Origin of the sequence: Skermania sp. ID1734 (assembly GCF_007489285.1) — a bacterium.
Lineage (GTDB): Bacteria > Actinomycetota > Actinomycetes > Mycobacteriales > Mycobacteriaceae > ID1734.
Genome location: NZ_VLIY01000022.1, coordinates 20,686 through 39,564, shown reverse-complemented (window position 1 = coordinate 39,564; position 18,879 = coordinate 20,686). Strand labels below are relative to the sequence as shown.

Below are 18,879 nucleotides of genomic sequence, written 5' to 3'. Positions count from 1 at the left end.
AGGAGGAGCCGAATGATTAGGTCAGGCGACAAGCTCAAGCAAGTGGGTTTCCTCGGCCTCGGTCACATGGGTGGGCCGATGGCGGCGAACCTTGCTCGCGCCGGATACCAGGTTCTCGGGTTCGACCTCGTGCCGGCCGCGCTCGAGCAGGCGCAGCGCGACGGCGTTGAGGTGGTCGGCTCGGCGACCGAGGCAGCGGCGGCCAGCGTCGTGATCACCATGCTGCCCAGCGGCAAACACGTGCTCGATCTCTACAACGGCGGCCTGCTGTCGGCGGCCGCACCGGGAACGCTGTTCGTCGATTGCTCCACCATCGACGTGGCCGACGCGCGCGCCGCGGCCGAACTTGCCGTTGCGGCCGGCCATCGCGCGTTGGACGCCCCGGTTTCCGGTGGGGTCGCCGGGGCTGCTGCTGGAACACTGACGTTCATGGTCGGCGGTGCCGAGGAGGACTTTACGGCGGCGCTGCCACTGCTGGAAGTGATGGGCAAGAAGGTGGTTCACTGTGGCGGTGCCGGTGTCGGCCAGGCCGCGAAGATCTGCAACAACATGGTGCTTGCCATCTCCATGATCGGGATCAGCGAGGCATTCGTGCTGGGGGAGAAGCTCGGGCTGACGCACCAGGCCTTTTACGATGTCGCATCCACTGCGTCGGCGCAGTGCTGGTCGCTCACGTCGTACTGCCCGGTGCCGGGGCCGGTGCCGACCAGTCCGGCCAACAACGATTACCAGCCTGGTTTCGCCACGGCGTTGATGGACAAGGACCTGGGACTGGCCGCGAATGCATTGCAGGCCAACGGGGTCGACGGCCAGCTAGGCCTGCTCGCCAAGGAGATTTATCACCGCTTCCGCGAGGACAGCGGTGGCGGGCTGGACTTTTCGGCGATCATCAACGACATCCGCGAGCGTTCCAAGAGTTAGCGCCAGGGGGCTTCGGCGGCGGGATGCTCGAAGTCTCCTGCGGCATGACGCAGTTCGGCGAGCACCTGGATGAGGCTGCGGATTTGGCCCGCATCGATACCGGGGCTCGCGAACACGTGCTCATTCAGCTTCTCGGTGGCCGACTGCACCAGTTGCCTGCCGTCGTCGGTGATTTCGATGAGCGTGGCGCGGCGGTCGCTCGGATGCGGAACCCGCTTGACCAGACCGGCCGTCTCCAAGCGGTCCACCGCATTGGTCACGCTTGTCGGGTGAACCTGTAGGCGCGCACTCGCTTTCGCCATCGGCAGCGCACCGGTGCGAGTGAAGTTCAACAGCGCCAGCAACTCGTAGCGGGCGAAGGTCAGTCCCGTCGGTTTGAGCACCTCGTCGACCCGCGCGAGCATGATCTGTTGCGCACGCATGATCGAGGTGACCGCCGCCATGCCGTCGGCGACATCGCCCCACCCGTGCGTTACCCACTGCCGATGCGCCTCGGCGATCGGATCCAGTGGTAGCGCAGCGGGTTTGCGCTTCTCCGACGGCGTCGTCATGGTCTGATCATCCCACGAGAAGTAGCTCGCCAATCACCGGTTGCTGAAGGTCGGCTTGCGCTTCTCGATGAACGCGGCCATGCCTTCCTTCTGGTCCTCGGTGGCGAATGTGGAATGAAAGAGCCTGCGCTCGAAGCGAACTCCCTCGGTCAATGTCGTCTCGAAAGAGCGGCTCACCGCTTCCTTGGCCATCATGACGATCGGCAGCGACATGCCGGCGATTTGGGTCGCGACATCAAGTGCGACGTCCATCAATTCGGCAGCCGGCACAATGCGCGCCACCAGGCCGGCGCGTTCGGCTTCCTCGGCGTCCATCATCCGGCCGGTGAGGCAGAGATCCATCGCCTTGGCCTTGCCGACGGCGCGCGTCAGGCGCTGCGATCCGCCGATGCCCGGGATGACCCCGAGCTTGATCTCCGGCTGGCCGAACTTGGCGTTATCGGCGGCGATGAGGATGTCGCACATCATGGCCAGCTCGCAGCCGCCACCCAGCGCATACCCGGACACCGCGGCAATCGTCGGTTTGCGAAGTTGGGCAAAGGAATCCCAGGCGGCGAACCAGTCATCGAGGTAGGCGTCCATGTAGGCCTTCGAGGACATTTCCTTGATGTCCGCGCCCGCGGCAAAGGCCTTTTCGGACCCGGTCACGACGATCGCGCCGACCTCGGGGTCGCGGTCGAATGCCTTCGTCGCCTCGATAACCTCCGCCATGAGTTGGCTGTTGAGTGCGTTCAAGGCCTCCGGGCGGTTCAGGCGCAGGACCGCCACGCGATCGCGGCGCTCGACGGCGATGGTTTGGTAGGTCTGCTCATTGGTGGCGGTCATGGCATCGTGCTCCTGGTCAGCGTGAAATCTTCGTCTCCCTACCTTAATCCGTCGCCGTAGATTATTTGTAGACCGAATATCGGAAGTGCCAGTTCATGGCCTAGTCTTTTTCGACACAGTTCGATGCGGGGGCGTCGAATTCGACTAGCTCGAAAGTGGGGGACTTTCGTGAAGCTTCCGGTTGGGCCGATCCGGCGCGCAAAACTACTCACTCTGATGAGTGAGCGAGCAATTGCACGCGACTACCGCAGAGTGCTGCCGGGGATATATGTCCGTGCCGATCAGCAGATTGATTTCGCCATGCAAAGCAAAGCGCTCGGCGTCGCACATCCGACGGGCGTCCTCAGCGGTTGGTCGGCCGCTGCGTTGCATGGGTACCGCTACATACCCGACAACGCTATTCCAGAGGTCATCTTGCCTGCCGTCGCTCGCCGGCGAGCGGGCGTGCGATTTCGCTACGACTTTCTGCGTCCGGACGAGTATGTCGATGTTTTTGGCTACGAATTGACCACGCACGCCCGGACCGCATACGACTTGGCCCGCACGCTAGAACTCGATGACGCGATTGCTGCAGTTGACGGCCTGTGCAACCTAGCTCTCTGCGACCCGAAACGCATTCTCGAGTGTTTGCGACCTCGGGCGCGTGGAAGCGCGCAAGTCCACACAGTGGTCGAGTTCGCTGACGCCGGAGCCGATTCGCCGTGGGAGACGAAAACCCGGCTGCTGCTCGTTCGCGCAGGTTTTCCGCGGCCCGCTACGCAGTACATGTTCCATGGTCCCAACGGTGAAATTTTGGCGAAGGTCGACATGGCTTGGCCTGCATATCGAGTCGCCGTCGAGTATCAGGGTGACCATCACCGCGAGCGAGCGCAGTATGCCCGAGATGTGCGGCGCGAGAACCGTCTCGCGCGGTCGGGTTGGGACGTCATCACAGCGACGAAAGAACTGGTCACTCGCCATCCGCACGAGTTGATCGCACGCGTTGACGTCGGATTGCGACGCGGCGGTTGGGTCGGCACGACGACCTAGTCGAATTCGACCCAATTCGGCGCTTCGGACGTCGAATTCGACTAGGTGACGCCCGGCAGCACGCCCGCCGACCCAAAGCCGCCGCGGAAAACTTGTCGGTGCCCTGTGCCAGAGTCGCGATCAACGAGCGAATCGAGGAGGCTCAGGATGTCGCAACCACCTGTATTGGCTTTCGTGCCGCGGCGCGGATTCACCGTCCGCCATATCGGTGACGTATGGCAGCTACGCAACACCCGCCACTACGGGCCGCAGGTGCTCAACGAATGGCCGCGCAGCCAGCGCCGAGACGCCTTCGAGCACTGCTACCGGCTCAACGGTGTCGACCCCGACGAGGCGCTGGCCGTCATGGGTTCATGATGGCCGGGTTGAAACCAGAGAGCCGAACCGGGCATCGATGTCGGCCTCGGTCAAGCCGAAGTCCGCGAGTGTGTACCGGTGCACCGGCTTACGTTGTCCGGAGGTGCTTTCGGAGTGCATGCTCGCCATCGCGTCGTGTGCCGACGTAGTCATCGGAATGTCGAAGTACAGGTAGATGCCTTCGACGGTACCCATTGGATCCGCCACGAAGTCGCCGTAGTCGACATCGAGGAACTGCGCTGCCGGATAGCGCTTCCGGGCGTCGGTAAACGCGGACAGGCCGCGCTGCCACAGATCGGCCTGCGTCTGGCCGATGACGTCTCCGCAGAACTTCGATGACCAGCCGCGGGTGGCGTGCTCCGCGAGGCTGCACGCCGAGGCCATCGCCGTGCGCGCATTACGGTGCGTCTGAATCACCAGTGCATCGGGATACACGTGCATCAAGGCGTCGAGCGCGAAGAGATGGCTCGGGTTTTTCAGCACCCACCGACGCTCTTGATCGGGCATGCCGATCAACTGCAGGTTGCGCCGGTGCCGGGCGTAGGCGCCGGTCCAGTCTTGGGCCGCAAGCCACTTCGAGTACGTCGGAATATAGGCGAGTGTCTCGTACGAGACCGACATCGCCGACTGGCGCAGCAACTGCCAGCACTCCTCGACCTCGGACGCCGACATGAAGTGCACGCCCATGAATTCCGGATTGTCGATCTGGTGCTGACGAATTCCCTCGTCTATCCGCGTATAGGCCGGGTTCTGCACCCAGGTATCCCGCGGCGGTCGAGGTTGGGGAAACTCGGTGAGCCACATCTCGAGACCCTGATTGTTCGGGTCGGCAGTGAGCAGGCGGTGTAGCGCCGTGGTCCCAGTGCGGGGCAAGCCGGTCACAAAGATGGGCCGCTCGATCGCGACCTCGGCGTGGCCCGGATGCGCCGCGAATCCCGCTTCGCTGAGCAGTCGAGCGACTAGCGCGCCACGCAAGAACGCTCGAAACACCTTCGCGCCCAGGGGAGTCAGCTCGGCCTCGGAGTTCATGGATTCGACGAGCAGGCGGAGTCCGGCCAGGTAGTCGTCGCCGCCGAAGTCGCGCAGACCGGTGATTTTGGTGGCGGAGGCGTGCAGGCTCTCGACGCTACCGACCGTGGGAGTCTCGTTCATCCGAGCAGCCGATCTGCGAAGGCCGCTTGGCGGGCGGCGATGCGGGCGCGAAAGTCTGCTGGGCTGATCACGTTCGACTCGTAGAAAGGCAAGTGCTGAGGTACCTCGTCGATGCCGACGACGGCCACTTCCGGTCCGTCTTCGGGCGTGAGCGGGCGGCTGGTCCGTTGCCAGCGGAACTGCAAGAACCCGCGGCGGTGCCCGGTGGTTTCGAGCCAATTGGTGACGCCGGGATTGCGCTCGCTGATGATCAGGCGGATCTTTCCGTCGGGATCCACCTGCGCCTGGTGTGCATTGAGCGAGGTCTGGTGGTTGACGTAGTCCAGCGACGTGTACCACATGCTGCCGAGCTGAAAACCCAAGTACGGCACGTCGATCCGCGGGACGGTCAGAATCATCGCCTGATCATCGTTCAGCTCGTAATGCCCGGCCGACGAATATTGCGTTGCCAGCCCACCGGGAGTGTGCCGCGGCCCCGTCATCGTGTTGGCCGGCAGATTGAGGTAGAACCACTCCGGAAACTTCAACCAGGTGTGCACCCGCGAGACCAAACCTCGTGCGGCACGGTCGAATCGACGCTGCGCCGACTCCACGGTGTCCGGTGGCGGCGCGGTGCCCAGCGTGTCGGTACGTTCGATGCGAATCGTGCCGCGCGGCGCTGACCAGTCGCCGTAGACTTCGCGCACCACTAGTTGGCTCGAACCAGGCGCCAGCTGGAAATCCGTAGAACTGTTGGGCCCGAAGGTGATCCGGAAGCTGCCGTCGGCGGCCACGTCGATCCCCCGGTCGTCGAACGCCACGACACTCTCCGGCACGCCCGTGTCGGTGTAATTGCCGCTGAGCACCTGGAAGCTGAGATCAATGGTGCCGCCGCGTTTGCCGTACACGACGTATTCGTGTTTGTCGTCGATACGCGTGCCGAAGTAGAGAGTGTCGGGATTGTCCAGGCCCATCTTCATGTACGGCCCGGTGCCCTGGATGAACGTCGGATGGTCGCGCTCACCGGCCCATGCGGCATGGACGGTGGCCATGATTCCGCCGGCCAGGTAGCGGTAGCCCTCGGCGAGGTCCTGCGCCGTGCGCACGTGCGGCGCGGCAGCGATGAGTCGCTCTGCCTCCGCGATCGCAGACTGCAGAGAATCGGTGACTTCGGTTCGGGTGTCCACGTGTTACGCACCGCTTTCGCTCGATCTGGCCCGGCCGGAGGTTTGCGCTGGTACAAATATGAACCTATGCGGTAACCTTCTTCGCAGAATAGAACGTGTTCTAGGCGGTGGTCAATGACTGAACCTTCTTCGGTGCAGGCGCGCCGTTCGCCGCCCACGGAGCGCGTGGTGCAGGTGCTGGACTATCTGGTGTTACGCAAGGACCAGCGCTTCGGGCTGTCGGAACTCGCCCGCGAACTCGACCTGAGCAAGCCGACCTGTCTTGGGATCCTCAATGCGCTCGTCGACGGGGGATACCTCGGTCGCCATCCGGTCGACAAGACCTACGGCCTGGGCCCGGCGCTGATCGCGGCCGGGCGCGCGGCCCAGGAGGGTCATGCCGTCGGGGCCATCGCGCGCCGTCATCTAGCCGAATTGTCCGACCGCTTCGACGCGGTCTGCGCGGCATCGGCGGTGGTGGGAGAGCGGATCACCGTTCTCGACGTCACCTGTCCCGAGGGTCAGGACGCAGCCAACGCGATGGTGGGGCAGGTCTATCCCTTTGCGCCGCCGATCGGCCTGATGTACGTGCTCTGGTCGACGGATGACGACTTCGACGCCTGGCTGCGCCGCGAGCCGACGTTGCCGGTGCGCTTCGACGACCAGCGGTTGCGCCGGGTCGTCGAGTACTGTCGCGAGACCGGCTATCTGGTCGAGTCGCTGACCGCGGTGGGCCGGCGCCTGCACGCCGCGATGGCCGGGGTTGTCGCGCACAACCTGCCGCGCGAACTGCGGGAGTTGTTGGGGGAGATGGTCTCGAACGTCGGCGAGCGCGTGCGCATCTCAGGGGAGGAGCCGGGGGACGTGAATTTGATTGCCGCGCCGGTATTTTCTCCGGACGGTCGGCAGGCGATGGTGCTGACCTTGCACGTGGGAGGCGCGAAGACATTGGCAGAGATCGAACTTCGCGGCAAGGCGCTACGGATGGTGGCCGATGCTGTTACCGCCGAGATGGGTGGACGCGAACCAAGGAGGCTCCGCCGGTGAATTCCCCAACTGCACCCGCTTATGAGTTGTCCCATCTCGACCTCCTCGAAGCCGAGGCCGTGCATATCTTCCGTGAAGTCGCCGCTCAGTTCGAGCGACCGGTGCTGCTGTTCTCCGGCGGAAAAGACTCTGCGGTGATGCTGCACATCGCCGCAAAGGCCTTTTGGCCGGCCATGGTGCCCTTCGCGGTCATGCACGTCGATACCGGCCACAACTTCGACGAGGTCATCGATTTCCGCGACCGCACCGTGCAGCGGCTCAACCTGCGCTTGGTGGTGGCGAGCGTGCAAGACGACATCGACGCCGGCCGCGTCGTCGAGGACACCGGTCCGCGTGGTACGCGAAACCGATTGCAGACGACCGCGTTGCTGCGCGCGATCGACGAGAACCGCTTCGATGCGGTGTTCGGCGGCGCCCGCCGCGACGAGGAGAAGGCGCGCGCCAAGGAGCGCATCTTCAGTTTCCGCGACTCGTTCGGTCAGTGGAATCCGCGCGCGCAACGCCCAGAGCTATGGAATCTCTACAACGGCCGGCATCGACAGGGCGAACACATTCGGGTGTTCCCGTTGTCCAACTGGACCGAACTGGACATCTGGCAGTACATCGATGCCGAAGACGTCGAACTACCCCATCTCTATTACGCGCACCCACGCCAGGTCGTCGCCCGCGATTCGATGCTGTTGGCGCGCACCCGGTTTCTGCAATTGTTGCCCGGCGAGGTGCCGTTCGAGGCGACTGTCCGGTTCCGAACCGTCGGGGACGCCACTTGCACCGGGTGCGTCGAGAGCACCGCGACTACCGCGGCGGCAGTGGCAGCGGAGGTGGCGGCCACCCGCTTGACGGAACGGGGTGCGACGCGCGCGGATGATCGAATCTCCGAATCCGGCATGGAGGACCGCAAGAAGGAAGGCTACTTCTGATGACGCAGTTGCTTCGGGTAGCCACCGCGGGCAGCGTCGATGACGGCAAGTCGACGCTGATCGGCCGATTGCTCTATGACAGCAAGGCGATCTTCGAGGATCAACTGGCTGCGGTCGAGCGGACCAGTCGTGAGCGCGGCGACGACTACGCGAATCTGGCCCTGCTGACCGACGGCTTACGCGCCGAACGCGAGCAGGGCATCACCATCGACGTCGCACACCGCTATTTCGCTACGCCGCACCGCAAGTTCATTTTCGCGGACACGCCCGGTCACGAGCAGTACACCCGCAACATGGTGACAGGTGCGTCCACGGCCGACCTGGCGCTCATCCTCGTCGACGCCCGCAAAGGCATCGTCGAGCAGACGCGCAGGCACGCGTTCATCGCCAGCCTGCTCGGCATCCGGCACATCGTCGTCTGCGTCAACAAGATGGATCTGGTCGGCTGGTCGCAGGAACGGTTCAACGAAATCCACGAGGACTTTCGGCGATTCGCGGCCAAACTCGAAGTCGCCGACCTGACCTTCATTCCCATTTCCGCCCTGCTCGGCGACAACATCGTCGACCGCACCACGAATATGGCTTGGTATGAGGGACAGTCGCTGCTGCACCACCTCGAAAACGTCCATGTGGCGTCCGACCGCAACTTGATCGACGCCCGTTTCCCGGTTCAGTTCGTCATCCGCCCGCAACTCCGCAGCCCTGAACTACACGACTTCCGCGGTTACGCCGGCACCGTCGCGGGCGGGGTGTTCGCATCGGGTGACGAGGTAGTCGCCCTACCGTCCGGATTCACCACGAGCATTCGAGCGATCTGGGGGCCGGGCGGCGTCCCACTCGACGCCGCGCCGAACGGCGCCGCGGTGACGATCGAACTCAGCGACGAATTGGACATCAGCCGTGGCGACATGCTGTGTCGACCGAACAACCGACCGCTCGTGGCGGCCGCTGTTGATGCCATGGTGTGCTGGTTTTCCGAGACTGCCACCTTGCGAGCGGGAAACCGGTATCTGCTGCAGCAGCAGGCGTCGTCGACGCGCGCTACTGTGACCGAGCTCGACTACCGCCTGGACGTCAACACACTGCACCGCGACCAATCAGCACAGTCGTTGCAGCTCAACGAGATCGGCCGGGTGCAGCTGAGCTGTCAGCAACCGTTGCTGTTCGACGCCTACCGCCGCAATCGCACCACCGGCAGCTTCATTCTCGTCGACGAGTCGACCAACAACACGGTCGCTGCCGGCGTCATCACCGGTCCGGCGCTGACCGCGTCGCGGGTGGTATGGCATCAATCCGCGATCAGTCGAGAGCAACGCGGAACACGCGGCATGACCGTGTGGCTGACCGGGCTGTCGGCAAGCGGAAAGTCCAGTGTCGCGGTAGAATTGGAGCGGCGACTGGTTGCGGCCGGGCATCCCGCGTACCGGCTCGACGGCGACAATCTGCGACACGGCCTGAACGCCGATCTCGGCTTCAGCGAGGCTGATCGTGCCGAAAATGTCAGGCGGACTGGGGAAGTGGCGAAGCTGCTCGCCGATGCGGGGGTCATCGCTATCGCGTCGCTGATCAGTCCCTTCCGGACCGATCGGTCGCGGGTGCGGGATCTGCACGAGGCCGCCGGCCTGCCATTCGTCGAGGTGTTCGTCGCGACGCCACTGGCCGAATGCGAGCGCCGGGATCCGAAAGGCATGTACGCCAAGGCGCGAGCGGGTGAGATCACTGGCTTCACGGGCATCGACGACCCCTACGAGGAGCCCTTGCATGCCGAGGTGGTCCTGCATCCCGCCGATGGAGATCCGGCGCGACAGGCCGCGAAGATCATCGATCGGCTCGGCCTGTGAACGGGTCGCAGCTGTCCGACGTCGAATTGGCCGCCAGCTTGGCCCGGGACGCCGGTCAGTTGCTGCTCGGACTCCGCGATGCGCCGAACGGTCCGACCGGTAAGGAACTCGGCCGCGAAGGTGACCGCCGATCCAACGATCTGCTGCTCGACCGGCTGGGTGCCGAACGTCCCGGCGATGCGGTGCTGTCCGAGGAGGCTGTCGACGACAAGTCGCGGCTGCGCAGCGAACGCGTGTGGATCATCGACCCGCTCGACGGCACCCGGGAGTACGGGATGTCCGGCCGGACCGACTGGGCGGTGCACGTGGCGTTGTGGACGTCGGGCGTGGGGATCGGCGCGGCCGCGGTCGCGCAACCGGCGCGCGGGGAGGTGTATTCGAGCGCGGATTCCCGACCTGCGCGTAGCGTTCCCGCCGCGCCGCTGCGGGTCGTTGTCAGTGACAGTCGGCCGCCCGCATTCGTCAAGAAGCTGCGAAAAAGATTGGGAGCGCAGATCATTCCGATGGGATCCGCCGGGGCGAAGGCCATGGCGGTGCTGCGCGGGGACGCCGATGCCTATGTGCACGCGGGCGGCCAGTGGGAGTGGGACTCGGCGGCGCCGGTCGGGGTGGCGCTCAGTGCCGGGTTGCATTGCTCGCGGATCGACGGTTCACCACTGCGCTACAACGCCGATCATCCGTATCTGCCAGATTTGATCATCTGCGATCCGCGCGTTGCCGAGACCATTCTGCGCGTGGTCGCCTGAGCGCCGCCGCGCGCGGAATTGCTGAGTTGCTGCAGGCGTTTGGCGCGCGGCGCCACAACTGAGCGAGCGGCGCTGATGTCAGTCGAACTCGCAGCGGCTGCGCACCTCTTGTTCGATCGCGGACGCCTCGCGCTCGAACTCGAGCGTGGACGCCTTCGCCTGAGACAGCGAGTGGCCGAGGGCGCGCAGCAGGTCGTCTCTGAGATGAGCGACCGCCACCGAGTCCAAGCGTCCGCTCTCCACAATGGCGTCGAGCCCGTCGATGGTGGTGCGTACCGAATTGGCGAAGCTGAAGAACGCGGCGCTCAGTTCCTCGCAGTTGTGCAGCGACGCTCTACTGAGTCGGTGCAGGCTTTCCTTGCGAGCGCACTCGACCTGCCAAGCTTCGGTGGCCTCGAGGCCGAGCGCGGCGAGCGTCCGCAGTTGTTCGTCGCCGTCGGACATGCTTTCCACGATCGAATCCGCAACGGACTGGCCGTCGGGCCATTTCAAGGTGTAGAGCATCGCGTCCCTCTGATGCTGGGTGTGTTTGTCCTGTTCCAGACGGATACCCGAGCGGCAAACTGTTGAACGCGGTGTTGCCTAGATCACGCTGTGTCCGCTTAGGTGGCAAGTCCGACCTAGCGACGATGCGTGCGCAGTGTTACGGACATCTGCGGGGTATCGATGAAGGATGCGCTTACCTGCGAAAACTCTGTGCCCCCGGCAGGATTCGAACCTGCGGCCTTTCGCTCCGGAGGCGAACGCTCTATCCCCTGAGCTACGGGGGCGGGCTGGAGATCAGCTCGCCAATTGGGCGGTGTAACCCTAACTCATCCGTGGTGGCTGACCAAAGTCGGGCTGTGGCTGTGCGTGAGTTTTCACCGCGGGCGGTGAAAACTCACGCACAGGGGCCTTCGCGGCGTTTGCGGTCAGTTCATCGGCAGTGGCTGCGCGCCGCGCGCGGCGAGCATTTCTGTCATGGTCTTCGCCTCGTTCTGCTGGGTGTTCACCATCGTCTGCGCCAGCTGGCGAACCACTTCCACATCGGCATGCTGCGCGGCGTACTGCATCATCGGCAGGCCGCCCTCGTGATGCCGAAGCATCAGCTGCAAGAAGAGCACGTCGAGCTGCTGACCGCGAGCCTGGCGTAGCTGCGCGATCTCGGCTTGGCTGGCCATGCCAGGCATGGTCGAGACCGGACCGGAGTGCGCCATCGTCATGCCACCGTGGCCGGAATCGCCCGTCATCCAGCCCATGTACCCGCCGGTCGGCAGGCTCGGTTCGCCCCACATGGCCAGCCAGCCCTGCATCTGGCCGACCTGGTTCTGCTGACTGGTCAGGATGTCGTAGGCAAGGTTGCGCACCGCGCCGTCGGTGGTGTTGGTCAGGGCCAACGACGCCATTTCGATGGCTTGGTTGTGGTGCACGGTCATGTCTTGGGAAAAGCCGATGTCCACTGCGCCAGGCTGGGGGGTGCTGTCCTGAGTGGCCGGTCGCACAAAAAACCCGACCGCAAAGCCGACCAGCGCGACGGCGATAACGCCGAGCACGAGCAGTGCGCCGCGCTGACTCCGCCTGGCCGCCGGCGCTGAATCTGCCGTCTGGGACTGCTGCGTCGCCGTTTCGTCGGTCATCACTGCGCAGGGGCCGGAGCGGGAGCGGGCGCCGGGGCCGGAGCTGGCGCGGGTGCGGGCGCCGGTGCCGGGGCTGGCGCGGGAGCAGGTGCGCCCGGCAGTCCTGGCGGCATGCCCGCGCCGCTGACCTCGTTGGGGTCGACCTGCAGGCCCTTGCCGTCCATCTGAACGGCGTTGGGACCGGGCGGGGTTGGGTCGAAGGGCGGCGGGTTGTCGGGGTCGAAGGATCCCTGCCCCGGAATAGTCGTGCAGCTCGCGCCCACCTCGGGATAGGTGTACTTGTTCAGCCGCAGCGCTGTGATGAATTCGTCGATGCGCTTGTCGTTGGGATCGCTGAGCTTGAGTTGATGGCCCCACGCTTGCAGGGAGATCGGTGTGCTGAGTCCCGGATACGGCGACATCAGCATGTACTGCTGCCCCTTGACCTTCGACGCCAGTTCGCTGACGCCGGCGGCATCGAGCTTGTCGGGGTTGTAGGTGATCCAGATCGCTCCGTGCTCGAGGGAGTGCACGGCGTTCTCGGTACGGATCGCCTTCGGGTAGACGTTGCCCATACAGGTCGCCCAGTTGGCGTCGTGCGGACCGCCGAACGGTGGCGACTGGTCATAGGCAACCCGCTGGGCTGGGCTGACGTGCAGGCCGGCGGGATAGGTCTTGGTGACAATGCCGGAAATCTGGCTGGACGGATCCTTGTCCGTCTCACTAGGGGTGTATTTCTGCTGCTCGGCCTTGGTCTGGAACTTCGGAACCATGTTGTAGGCCAGGACGGCGATGAGCGCGACGATCACCACAGCGGCCGCGATGGTGAGCCACGGGATCTGCCGGCCCTTGAGGCCCTTGCCGGTTGGACGCCGCTTCTTGCTGGCGGCGCGAATCGCCTTGGCCGACTTGGCCCCCGTGGCGGATTTGTCGCGTTTGCCTAGAGAACCGCTGGGCATTACAGGTCTGCTCTTTCGCTTCGTGGACGTTTGTCGCGCTTGGGCGTGCGCAGCGCTCGATGCCTGCCCGCCCGAGAGCGACCCCCACTGTACTGCGCACTTCCTGAGAGAACGCTTTATTGACCATGGGCAGCTCGGCGGGCGTCGCGGACATAATGCGCGGTGCGGGCCGTAAAGCGCAGCCCATAGGATAAACACCCGTGACTCCAGCTGACCTTGCCGAAGTGTTGCGCGCCAGCGCCGCGAAGGTGCTCGCCGAGCACGGCCTCGACGCCGCCGTGCTGCCTGCGGAACTCAAGGTCGAGCGTCCGCGCAACCCCGGGCACGGGGATTACGCGTCGAACGTCGCCATGCAGATCGCCAAGCCGGCCGGCGTCAATCCGCGCGAGCTGGCGGCGTGGCTGGCCGCCGCGCTTGCGGCCACGGAAGGAATCGAATCTGCAGAGGTCGCCGGGCCGGGATTCATCAACATCAGGCTGGCTGCCTCGGCGCAGGGCGCGATCCTGGACAAGGTACTGACCGAGGGCGAGCGGTACGGAACCAACAACACGCTCGCCAAGACCAAGATCAATCTCGAGTTCGTTTCGGCCAACCCGACGGGCCCAATCCACCTCGGCGGCACCCGCTGGGCCGCGGTCGGTGATGCGCTCGGACGGATCCTGTCGACCCAGGGTGCCGACGTGACGCGCGAGTACTACTTCAATGACCATGGCGCGCAGATCGATCGGTTCGCGCGGTCGTTGGTGGCCGCCGCGCTCGACGAACCCACGCCGGAGGACGGCTACGCCGGGGCATACATCCACGAAATTGCCGCCGACGTGATCGCGGCGCACCCGGCGGTTCTCGACGCACCCGAGCAGGAGCGTCTCGAGACGTTCCGCGCGGCCGGCGTCGAGTTGATGTTCGCCCACATCAAGGAGTCGCTGCACAACTTCGGCACCGATTTCGACGTCTACTTCAACGAAAGCTCGCTTTTCACCTCCGGCGCGGTGGACCGCGCCGTGGAGCAACTCAAGGCGTCGGGCAACCTGTACCAATCCGACGGCGCCTGGTGGATCAAGAGCACCGCTTACGGTGACGATCAGGACCGCGTCGTCATCAAGAGCGACGGCAATTCCGCCTATATCGCGGGCGATATCGCCTACTTCCAGGACAAGCGTGCGCGCGGCTTCGATCTGTGCATCTACATGCTGGGCGCGGACCATCACGGTTATATCGGACGGTTGAAGGCTGCCGCAGCCGCGTTCGGCGACAATCCGGACACCGTCGAGGTCCTGATCGGGCAGATGGTGAACCTGGTTCGCGACGGCGCCCCGGTCCGGATGAGCAAGCGCGCCGGCACGGTCATCACGTTGGAGGACCTGGTCGAGGCGATCGGCGTAGACGCGGCGCGCTACGTTCTGGTGCGCAGTTCGGTGAACTCGAGCATCGACATCGACCTGCAGTTGTGGGCCAGTCAGAGCAACGAAAACCCGGTCTACTACGTGCAATACGCGCACGCTCGGCTGTCCTCGTTGGCCCGCAACGCGGCCGATCTCGGGGTGACGTCGCAGAACCCGGACCTGTCGCTGCTCGTCACCGAGCACGAGGGCGAGTTGATCCGGACCATCGGTGAGTACCCGCGGGTGGTCGCGAGCGCGGCGAGTCTGCGTGAGCCACACCGTATTGCGCGGTATCTGGAGGAGCTGGCGGGCGCGTATCACCGGTTCTACGGCGCCAATCGGGTGCTGCCCCAAGGGGACGAAGAACCCACCGACTTGCACACTGCGCGCTTGGCGCTGTGTGACGCGACGCGTCAGGTTCTTGCCAACGGCCTTGGCCTGCTCGGCGTTTCGGCTCCGGAGCAGATGTGAGCGCCCACCCTGCCGGACCGCGGCACGCGGAGGTCCCGCACGCACCGAACCTGCCCGAGCGGCCTCGCGAACCCGGGGAGATGACGGCGCTGCCGCCACATGTTTACCCGCGCAACGCTGTTCGCGGCAGTGACGGCGTGGTTCGGCTGGCTGGCGTCTCGGTCACCGAGCTTGCCCGCACGTACGGGACTCCGCTGTTCGTCGTCGACGAGGACGATTTCCGGTTTCGCTGCCGGGAGATCGTGAAGGCATTCGGTCCCGGGGCGCGAATTCACTACGCGTCCAAGGCCTTCCTGTGCACGGAGATCGCGCGCTGGGTGGCAGACGAGGGGCTGCACCTCGACGTCTGTTCCGGCGGTGAGTTGGCGATCGCGCTGCATGCGGGTTTTCCGCCCGAACGTATCGCGGTGCACGGCAACAACAAGTCGGTCCCCGAGCTGGAGGCCGCGGTCGCCGCCGGGGTCGGTCACGTCGTGCTGGATTCGATGACCGAAATCGACCGGCTCGACGAGATCGCCGCCCGCGCCGGCGTTGTCCAAAAGGTCCTGGTGCGGGTCACCGTCGGCGTCGAGGCCCACACGCACGAGTTCATTTCCACAGCGCACGAGGATCAGAAGTTCGGATTCTCCCTGACGGCCTCGGCCGGCGGCGCTGGTGAAAGCGTTGCGATGCAAGCTGTCCGCCGCGTGTTTGCGTCGCCGAACCTGCGCTTGGTGGGCCTGCACAGCCACATCGGCTCACAGATCTTCGAAGTCGACGGCTTCGAGCTGGCCGCGCGCCGGGTGATCGGGCTGCTGCGCGACATCGTCGGAGAATTCGGCGTGGCGAAGGCTTCGCAGGTTCGAATCGTGGACCTCGGTGGCGGGCTCGGCATTTCGTATGTGCCGAGCGACGACCCGCCGCCGATGGCGGAGCTGGCGCACAAACTGCGCGATATTGTCGCGACCGAGTCGGCGTTGGCCGGTCTACCGGTGCCGATCCTGGCGGTGGAGCCGGGCCGTGCCATTGCCGGGCCCGGCACTGTGACGCTGTATGAGGTCGGCACGATCAAGGATGTCGACCTCGGGTCGGGTGCCCACCGGCGCTACGTGAGCATCGACGGCGGCATGAGCGACAATATTCGCACCTCGCTGTACCAGGCCGATTACGATTCCCGCTTGGTCTCCCGGGACAGCACCGCCGAACCGGTCGTAGCGCGGGTGGTCGGCAAGCATTGTGAGAGTGGCGATGTGGTCGTCCGGGATCTGTGGATTCCGGCCGATGTCGGCCCCGGAGACCTGCTCGCGGTCGCGGCGACGGGGGCGTACTGCTATTCGATGTCGAGCCGGTACAACCTGCTGCCACGGCCGGCGGTGGTTGCAGTCCGGGATGGAAACGCCAGGTTGATACTTCGCAGAGAGACTGTCGAGGATCTGCTCGGCTTGGAGGTGACGGAGTGAGCGAGACACCCGCAGCGGCAGCAGCTGTCGAAAGCTCCGAAAGAGCTGGAAGGACACGGCCGCGCAGGACCTTTGAACCGTATGGTGATGCGCCGATCGGCGTTGCCGTTCTAGGACTGGGCAATGTCGGCACGGAGGTGGTGCGGGTCCTGCGCGAGCACGCGGCGGACCTGCGGGCGCGGGTCGGTGCTCCGGTGGTGCTGCGCGGAATTGCCGTGCGCCGAACCGACGTCGACCGTGGTGTGCCCGAGGACCTGCTGACCACCGACGCGCATGCTCTGGTCGCGCGCGACGACGTGGACATCGTCGTCGAGGTGATCGGCGGCATCGAGCCGCCGAGGTCGTTGATCCTGGCCGCGCTCAACGCCGGAAAGTCCGTGGTCACCGCGAACAAGGCGCTGCTGGCCGACTACACCGGTGAGCTCGCCGAGGCAGCCGAGCGCAACCGTGCCGATCTGTACTTCGAGGCCGCGGTCGCCGGCGCGATCCCGGTGGTGCGCCCGCTGATGCAGTCGCTGGCGGGGGACCGGGTCAACCGGGTCGCCGGAATCGTCAACGGCACCACCAACTTCATCTTGTCCGCGATGGATGAGACCGGCGCCGATTATTCGGAGATGCTCGCGGAGGCAACCCGTCTCGGCTACGCGGAGGCAGATCCCACCGCGGACGTCGAGGGCTATGACGCCGCGGCGAAGGCCGCCATTCTCGCGTCGCTGGCCTTCCACACGCGGGTCACCGCGGCCGATGTCTACCGGGAAGGCATCTCCAAGGTCACGGCCGAGGATCTTGCCACGGCTGCGGCCGTCAACTGCACCGTGAAGCTGCTGGCCATCTGTGAGCGGGTGGAAGACGTCGCCGACGACGGCAGCCCGCGGGAACGGATCTCGATCCGCGTCTACCCCGCGCTCGTCCCGCGCGACCATCCGCTGGCGGCGGTGAACGGCGCTTTCAACGCAGTCGTGGTCGAAGCGGACAACGCGGGCCGGCTGATGTTCTACGGTCAGGGCGCCGGCGGCGCGCCCACGGCGTCGGCCGTGATGGGCGATCTGGTCATGGCGGCGCGCAACAAGTACTACGGTGGCCGCGGGCCGGGAGAATCCACCTACGCGTCGCTGCCGATAGCGCCAATGGGGGACACCCCGACCCGCTACCACGTCAACATGCAGGTACCGGACCGTCCGGGCGTGCTGGCCGGCGTGGCGGCCGAGTTCGCCAAGCGGGATGTCAGTATTTCGACCGTTCGACAGGAAGGCGCCGGTGAGGGGGCGCGGCTGGTGGTGGTGACCCACCTGGCCACCGAAGCTGCGCTGGCTGAAACTGTTGCCGCACTGGCGGATTCCGAGTACGGCGTGTCGGTCACGAGTGTTCTGAGATTGGAAGGCACCAAGGAATGAGTACGCAGCCAGTACCGGCGCAGCGGTCCGCAAAGCCGGTGCACACACCGTGGCCGGGGTTGATCGAGGCTTATCGGGACCGGTTGGCCATCGGACCGGATTGGGAACCCGTCACCCTGCGCGAAGGCGGCACGCCGCTGTTGCCGGCGGCATATCTGTCCGAAATCACCGGCTGTGACGTGCATTTGAAGGTTGAAGGACTCAACCCGACCGGTTCGTTCAAGGACCGCGGCATGACCATGGCCATCACCGATGCACGCGCTCGCGGCCAGCAAGCGGTGTTGTGTGCCTCGACCGGAAACACGTCCGCGTCGGCCGCGGCGTATGCGGCAAAGGCGAAAATGACCTGTGCCGTGCTGATTCCGCAGGGCAAGATCGCAATGGGCAAGCTGGCGCAGGCAGTCATGCACGGAGCCAAGATCATTCAGGTCGAGGGCAACTTCGATGACTGTTTGGAGCTGGCGCGCAAGACAACTGCCGAGTTTCCCACGATCGGATTGGTGAATTCGGTGAACCCGGCCCGGATCGAGGGCCAGAAGACCGCGGCCTTCGAGATCTGCGACGCACTCGGCAAGGCGCCCGACGTGCACGCGCTGCCCGTCGGCAACGCCGGAAACATCACCGCCTATTGGCGCGGATACCGCGAGTACTTCGATGACGGCATCACCTCGGTCAAGCCGCGCATGCTCGGGGTTCAGGCCGCGGGCGCTGCGCCGTTGGTTCATGGCGCGCCGGTGAAGGACCCGGAAACCATCGCCACGGCAATCCGTATCGGCTCGCCAGCGTCCTGGCACGGCGCGGTCGCCGCAAAGGAGGAATCCGGCGGCGCCTTCCGGGCAGCGACCGACGAGAAGATCCTAGAGGCGTACCGGCTGATCGCGGCGCACGAAGGGGTGTTCGTCGAGCCCGCGTCGGCGGCCAGTGTTGCCGGCCTGCTCGCGGCACGCGCCGAGGGCTGGCTCGATGCCGGCTTGACGGTCGTGTGCACGGTGACCGGAAACGGACTGAAGGATCCCGACACGGCACTGTCGGGTATGCCGCACGTCGAACCGATTCCGGTCGACCCGGTGGCGGTCGCGTCCGCGCTCGAGCTGGCCTAAGTGCA

18 protein-coding genes and 1 tRNA gene are annotated in these 18,879 nt (G+C 65.3%); 11 read left to right on the top strand and 8 right to left on the bottom strand.

Annotation, left to right across the window (positions count from 1 at the left end; translation table 11 throughout):
• Positions 1 to 12 precede the first annotated feature (12 nt).
• The gene (mmsB, locus tag FOS14_RS21820) at positions 13 to 921 is read left to right on the top strand and encodes a 3-hydroxyisobutyrate dehydrogenase (protein ID WP_143772966.1); all 909 of its coding nucleotides are present in this window, start codon (positions 13 to 15) and stop codon (positions 919 to 921) included.
• Here the strand turns inward: mmsB and FOS14_RS21815 are convergent.
• Both FOS14_RS21815 and FOS14_RS21810 read right to left on the bottom strand, forming a co-directional pair.
• Positions 918 to 1,472 (bottom strand): MarR family winged helix-turn-helix transcriptional regulator, encoded by a 555-nt coding sequence (locus tag FOS14_RS21815; RefSeq protein WP_143772965.1) that lies wholly within the window; start codon positions 1,470 to 1,472, stop codon positions 918 to 920. The two genes, mmsB and FOS14_RS21815, sit on opposite strands and share 4 nt — an antisense overlap.
• Positions 1,473 to 1,505: 33 nt before the next feature.
• Positions 1,506 to 2,297: an enoyl-CoA hydratase gene (locus FOS14_RS21810; RefSeq protein WP_143772964.1), complete on the bottom strand. Its 792-nt coding sequence runs from the start codon at positions 2,295 to 2,297 to the stop codon at positions 1,506 to 1,508.
• 216 nt (positions 2,298 to 2,513) lie between these two features.
• Between FOS14_RS21810 and FOS14_RS21805 the strand changes: the two genes are divergently transcribed.
• The gene (locus FOS14_RS21805) at positions 2,514 to 3,326 is read left to right on the top strand and encodes a hypothetical protein (RefSeq protein WP_143772963.1); all 813 of its coding nucleotides are present in this window, start codon (positions 2,514 to 2,516) and stop codon (positions 3,324 to 3,326) included.
• Positions 3,327 to 3,473: 147 nt separating this feature from the next.
• Positions 3,474 to 3,683 (top strand): hypothetical protein, encoded by a 210-nt coding sequence (locus FOS14_RS21800; protein ID WP_143772962.1) that lies wholly within the window; start codon positions 3,474 to 3,476, stop codon positions 3,681 to 3,683.
• On the opposite strand, the gene FOS14_RS21795 is transcribed toward FOS14_RS21800, so the two are convergent.
• Both FOS14_RS21795 and FOS14_RS21790 read right to left on the bottom strand, forming a co-directional pair.
• Complete coding sequence (locus FOS14_RS21795; RefSeq protein ID WP_143772961.1) at positions 3,678 to 4,835, bottom strand: sulfotransferase; 1,158 nt, start codon at positions 4,833 to 4,835, stop codon at positions 3,678 to 3,680. The genes FOS14_RS21800 and FOS14_RS21795 overlap by 6 nt on opposite strands.
• Entirely contained in the window at positions 4,832 to 6,001 is a 1,170-nt protein-coding gene (locus tag FOS14_RS21790) for a hypothetical protein (RefSeq protein WP_143772960.1), read from the bottom strand. Before FOS14_RS21790 ends, FOS14_RS21795 begins: the two co-directional genes overlap by 4 nt.
• A 114-nt stretch (positions 6,002 to 6,115) precedes the next feature.
• Here FOS14_RS21790 and FOS14_RS21785 point away from each other — a divergent pair, with 114 nt between their 5' ends.
• From FOS14_RS21785 to FOS14_RS21770, 4 genes are read left to right on the top strand one after another with little or no spacing between them, the layout of a single operon-like run.
• Positions 6,116 to 7,027, top strand: a complete 912-nt coding sequence (locus tag FOS14_RS21785) for an IclR family transcriptional regulator (RefSeq protein WP_143772959.1) — start codon at positions 6,116 to 6,118, stop codon at positions 7,025 to 7,027.
• A complete protein-coding gene (gene cysD / locus FOS14_RS21780) occupies positions 7,024 to 7,947 on the top strand; it encodes a sulfate adenylyltransferase subunit CysD (RefSeq protein ID WP_143772958.1) in 924 nt (307 codons plus the stop codon). Before FOS14_RS21785 ends, cysD begins: the two co-directional genes overlap by 4 nt.
• Positions 7,947 to 9,788, top strand: coding sequence for an adenylyl-sulfate kinase (gene cysC, locus FOS14_RS21775; RefSeq protein WP_143772957.1), 1,842 nt, complete (start codon positions 7,947 to 7,949; stop codon positions 9,786 to 9,788). Before cysD ends, cysC begins: the two co-directional genes overlap by 1 nt.
• A complete protein-coding gene (locus tag FOS14_RS21770) occupies positions 9,785 to 10,534 on the top strand; it encodes a 3'(2'),5'-bisphosphate nucleotidase CysQ (RefSeq protein WP_255450513.1) in 750 nt (249 codons plus the stop codon). The genes cysC and FOS14_RS21770 overlap by 4 nt, the downstream gene beginning before the upstream one ends.
• A gap of 78 nt (positions 10,535 to 10,612) precedes the next feature.
• On the opposite strand, the gene FOS14_RS21765 is transcribed toward FOS14_RS21770, so the two are convergent.
• From FOS14_RS21765 to FOS14_RS21750, 4 genes are all read right to left on the bottom strand, one after another.
• Positions 10,613 to 11,038 (bottom strand): hypothetical protein, encoded by a 426-nt coding sequence (locus FOS14_RS21765; RefSeq protein WP_143772956.1) that lies wholly within the window; start codon positions 11,036 to 11,038, stop codon positions 10,613 to 10,615.
• Between the two features lie 193 nt (positions 11,039 to 11,231).
• Positions 11,232 to 11,304, bottom strand: a tRNA-Arg gene (locus tag FOS14_RS21760).
• Between the two features lie 141 nt (positions 11,305 to 11,445).
• Complete coding sequence (locus FOS14_RS21755; protein WP_143772955.1) at positions 11,446 to 12,150, bottom strand: DUF305 domain-containing protein; 705 nt, start codon at positions 12,148 to 12,150, stop codon at positions 11,446 to 11,448.
• Positions 12,150 to 13,088 carry a DUF3105 domain-containing protein gene (locus tag FOS14_RS21750; protein WP_143772954.1) on the bottom strand — a complete coding sequence of 313 codons (939 nt, stop codon included), beginning with the start codon at positions 13,086 to 13,088 and terminating at the stop codon, positions 12,150 to 12,152. The genes FOS14_RS21755 and FOS14_RS21750 overlap by 1 nt, the downstream gene beginning before the upstream one ends.
• Positions 13,089 to 13,288: 200 nt before the next feature.
• Between FOS14_RS21750 and argS the strand changes: the two genes are divergently transcribed.
• The 4 genes from argS to thrC all read left to right on the top strand — a co-directional run bounded on the left by argS (position 13,289) and on the right by thrC (position 18,874).
• Complete coding sequence (gene argS, locus FOS14_RS21745; RefSeq protein ID WP_143772953.1) at positions 13,289 to 14,941, top strand: arginine--tRNA ligase; 1,653 nt, start codon at positions 13,289 to 13,291, stop codon at positions 14,939 to 14,941.
• Entirely contained in the window at positions 14,938 to 16,380 is a 1,443-nt protein-coding gene (gene lysA, locus FOS14_RS21740) for a diaminopimelate decarboxylase (RefSeq protein WP_143772952.1), read from the top strand. Before argS ends, lysA begins: the two co-directional genes overlap by 4 nt.
• Positions 16,381 to 16,475: 95 nt before the next feature.
• Entirely contained in the window at positions 16,476 to 17,774 is a 1,299-nt protein-coding gene (locus FOS14_RS21735; RefSeq protein ID WP_143773008.1) for a homoserine dehydrogenase, read from the top strand.
• Positions 17,771 to 18,874 carry a threonine synthase gene (gene thrC / locus FOS14_RS21730; RefSeq protein WP_143772951.1) on the top strand — a complete coding sequence of 368 codons (1,104 nt, stop codon included), beginning with the start codon at positions 17,771 to 17,773 and terminating at the stop codon, positions 18,872 to 18,874. Before FOS14_RS21735 ends, thrC begins: the two co-directional genes overlap by 4 nt.
• Positions 18,875 to 18,879 lie beyond the last annotated feature (5 nt).